At 69.3% G+C, this 3,158-nt stretch carries 3 protein-coding genes and 1 pseudogene; 2 read left to right on the top strand and 2 right to left on the bottom strand.

Annotation, left to right across the window (positions count from 1 at the left end; genetic code table 11):
- Both ACE3TU_RS20675 and ACE3TU_RS20670 read left to right on the top strand, forming a co-directional pair.
- Positions 1-776 (top strand): tryptophan 7-halogenase (locus ACE3TU_RS20675; RefSeq protein WP_374627682.1); only part of this gene is annotated, 776 nt, incomplete at its 5' end.
- A gap of 62 nt (positions 777-838) precedes the next feature.
- On the top strand, positions 839-1,276 hold the full coding sequence (locus tag ACE3TU_RS20670; RefSeq protein WP_374627680.1) for an EamA family transporter: 438 nt from the start codon (positions 839-841) through the stop codon (positions 1,274-1,276).
- A gap of 18 nt (positions 1,277-1,294) precedes the next feature.
- Here ACE3TU_RS20670 and ACE3TU_RS20665 read toward each other — a convergent pair whose 3' ends face one another.
- Both ACE3TU_RS20665 and ACE3TU_RS20660 read right to left on the bottom strand, forming a co-directional pair.
- On the bottom strand, positions 1,295-2,950 hold the full coding sequence (locus ACE3TU_RS20665) for a DUF4166 domain-containing protein (RefSeq protein WP_374627678.1): 1,656 nt from the start codon (positions 2,948-2,950) through the stop codon (positions 1,295-1,297).
- Positions 2,947-3,158: pseudogene (locus tag ACE3TU_RS20660) on the bottom strand (hypothetical protein); the annotation flags it as partial. The gene ACE3TU_RS20665 and the pseudogene ACE3TU_RS20660, both read right to left, overlap by 4 nt.

Below are 3,158 nucleotides of genomic sequence, written 5' to 3'. Positions count from 1 at the left end.
CGGGCGACGAGATTCCGAACTACACCCGGGCCTGGGCGCACGAAGCGGGCTGGATGTGGCAGATCCCGACCCAGTTCCGCTTCGGCTGCGGCTACGTCTACTCCGACGCGTTCCAGACGCCGGACGAGGCGCATGCCGCGGCCGAACGGATCGTGGGGCAGAAGATCGAGGCCCGTGGCGATATCCAGTTCAGGATCGGGCGGCTGGAGAAGGCCTGGATCAACAATGTCGTCGCGGTCGGGCTCAGTTCGAGCTTCCTCGAGCCGCTGGAATCGACCTCGATCCACGGAACCATCGTGCAGATGATGATGTTCGCCGGGCAGTACCTGCGCGATCCGGCACTGATGACCGAGAAGCTGCGCGACGACTACAATGCCCGGGTCGGCCGGCAGGTCGACGACTTTCGCACCTTCGTCAACACGCACTACGTCACCGAGCGGGACGATACGCCGTTCTGGCGGGAGGTGCGGGCCAGCCGCATTCATCCGGAAACCACGGAGCGGCTCGCGCGGTGGCGGACCGAGATGCCGCGGCGCGAACATTTCCCGGACTATCTGTTCGGGCTGCCGCATGTCGAAACGCAGTTGCACTACCCGGTGCTGGACGGTCTGGGGTTGCTCGATCCGGCGGTGGCAAAGGCCGAGATGGCCCGCGATCCCAAGCTGAGGAAGTTCGCGCGCGAGACGCATGGCAGCCTGGTCAAGGAGTACAGGCTTGCCTCGAGCCAGGCGCTCGGGCACGCTGAGTTCCTCGAGATCGTGCGCGGCATGGGCTGAGGCACGGCGGCGCCGCATGTCGGGCGCGCGCCGCCCCCGGACGACCGAGCGGGAGGCACATCGTGCCGTCGATTGTCGACAACTGGCTGTTCTGGGCACTGCTGTCTGCCGTATTTGCGGCACTAACGGCGATCTTTGCCAAGATCGGCATTGCCGACATCGATTCCGACTTCGCCACGCTCATCCGCACGCTGGTGATCGTCCTCGTGCTCGCGGTCATCGTGATCGGCATGGGCAAGACACAGCCCCTCGACAGCATTTCCGCAAAGACCTGGCTGTTCCTGATCCTGTCGGGCCTCGCGACCGGGGCCTCGTGGCTGGCCTATTTCCGCGCCCTCAAGCTCGGACAGGCGTCGGAAGTCGCGCCCGTGGACAAGCTGAGCGTCGTCCTCGTGGCGGTCTTCGGCGTGCTGTTCCTGGGCGAGAGGCTGACGCTGCAGGGCTGGATCGGCGTGGCGCTGGTCAGCGTCGGGGCGGTGGTCCTCGCCATCCGGCTGTAGCGCGCCGGCGACCCGGCGTCAGAGCACCAGGTAGCCGCGATAGGCGACGAGGCGCCCGGCCAGCGGGACCGAGATCTCGACGTCGAAGCGATGCCGGCCGCCGCCGTCGACGCGCTCCTCGGCCTTGACCTGCGGCAGCAATGCCCGAGGCAGCGGGATGCCATGCCAGCGGGCCGACACCGGCACCATGTCGAGCCCGTCACTGCGCGCGACGAGACGCATGGTCACGGCGAGGGCGCCGAAGCGTTCCTCGATCAGTCCCTCGCCGGCCGGCGCCATGGTCGACCGCATCGGCGTCCGGTCGAAGACGCGGGTCCAGTGCTCCTGGCCGCCGCGGCTCTCGATGACCACCCGCACCGGGACGCGCCCGTCGATCGCCGGCAGGCCGAAGCGGCGCGCGAGAAAGCGGCCGAGCCAGGTGTCCGCCGGCGCGAGCAACGCTTCACCGGTCGCGACGATGGCCGGGCGGCCGCGATGCAGGCGACGGGTCACTTCCGGCAGCCCGTCGAATTGCTCGCCGAGGAGGCGCCGGAAGAGCGGCCTCTCGCCCTTGTAGGCGGTAAGCGACGTTTCGATCTCCAGTCCCTCGAACATGGCGCGCACATGCTCGAGCGAGAGAATGCCCACGGCCGGGCGAGCCCCCGGCAGCACGCCGCGGCCGAGAAGCATGGCGACGACCAGCGCCGCGGCCGGCGCGACCGGAACGAAGGGCCCGTGCCCCTTCCGGGCCCTGAGGGTCCAGCGCGCCACCTTCGGCACGCCGCGGGCATCCTGGCCGGCGACCTCGATCAGCATGCCGCCGGTGTCGGTGCCGAAGCGATCGAGCAGCCTGGCGAGGCGATAGCCGACACCGGAGAAGACGCCGGCACTGCGGATGAAGCGGTGCCGCACCGGCCAGCCGGCGAGGGCGATGCAGGCGTTCATCACGGGCAGTTCCATGCCGGCACCGAGCCAGGCGCGGACCCGCGGCTCGTAGCGGGTGGCGAGGAGATCGAGATCGGGCACATCGGCGAGGCGGACGCGGCGGCGACCGAGGCCGTCGATCGAGATCGTCGTCGGGTCGCCCCAGCCCCAGCCCTCCTGCCATTCGGCCTCGCGGAACACCGGCACGCGCTGCCCGACCCAGCTGAGGATGGCGGACACCACCGCCTTTCCCTTCGGAGTGCGGTTGCCGGGGACGATGGCGACGTCGATGGTGTCGACGGTCAGCCAGGCGCTGGTGAGGTGATCGAGAACGGCGTGCGTCAGGCATGGCGTCGTGCTGGCGCCCGAAAGCAGGGACACGCCGACGGCGCGGGCCGCCGCGTCGAAACGCGCGATGCCGGCGACGAAGGCACGGGAATCGGCCAGGTCGAGATAGTCGCAGCGGGCGGCGATCGCGGCCTCGATCAGCCGCGTGCCGGCCAGTTGGAACGGACCCGAACAATCCACCACCAGGTTGCAGCGCATTTCCTTCAGTCGCTCGGCGCCGATGGTTTCCCGATCGATGGCGACGAAGGCGAACTCCGCCTGCTCGTCGATTTCGCGCAGCTCACGCTGCCGGGCAGAGACGTGCGCCACGGCGCGGCCGCCGAGGCTGATGCGGAAGGCGCGGCGATGTGCCAGGAGGCGCGCCAGGCGGGAACCGAAGACCCCGGCGGCGCCGACAATCAGAACGTGGGGGCGTGGCGTCATGTCCCCGGTCTCGTCCCGACCGGACGAAGGCCGAGGCTCTCGAGCGGCCGCAGCAATTGCCCCGCGACCATTTCGGCGAGAAGCTTCTGGACCGGTCCCCATTGCGCGGCCACGGCGATGAGCCCATCCCGCAGGAGTGGCAGCAGGGCACCGTCCGACTGATAGAACGGGGTCAGCGTCAGCGACAGCAACTGATAGAGCCGCACAT

This window comes from Devosia sp., from assembly GCF_041917035.1.
GTDB lineage: Bacteria > Pseudomonadota > Alphaproteobacteria > Rhizobiales > Devosiaceae > Devosia_A.
This window is presented reverse-complemented; position numbering and strand designations above follow the sequence as displayed.

Excerpts from the sequence above, each read along its gene's own strand:
- ACE3TU_RS20665 (WP_374627678.1), bottom strand. The coding sequence starts at position 2,950 with ATGACGCCACGCCCCCACGTTCTGATTGTCGGCGCCGCCGGGGTCTTC.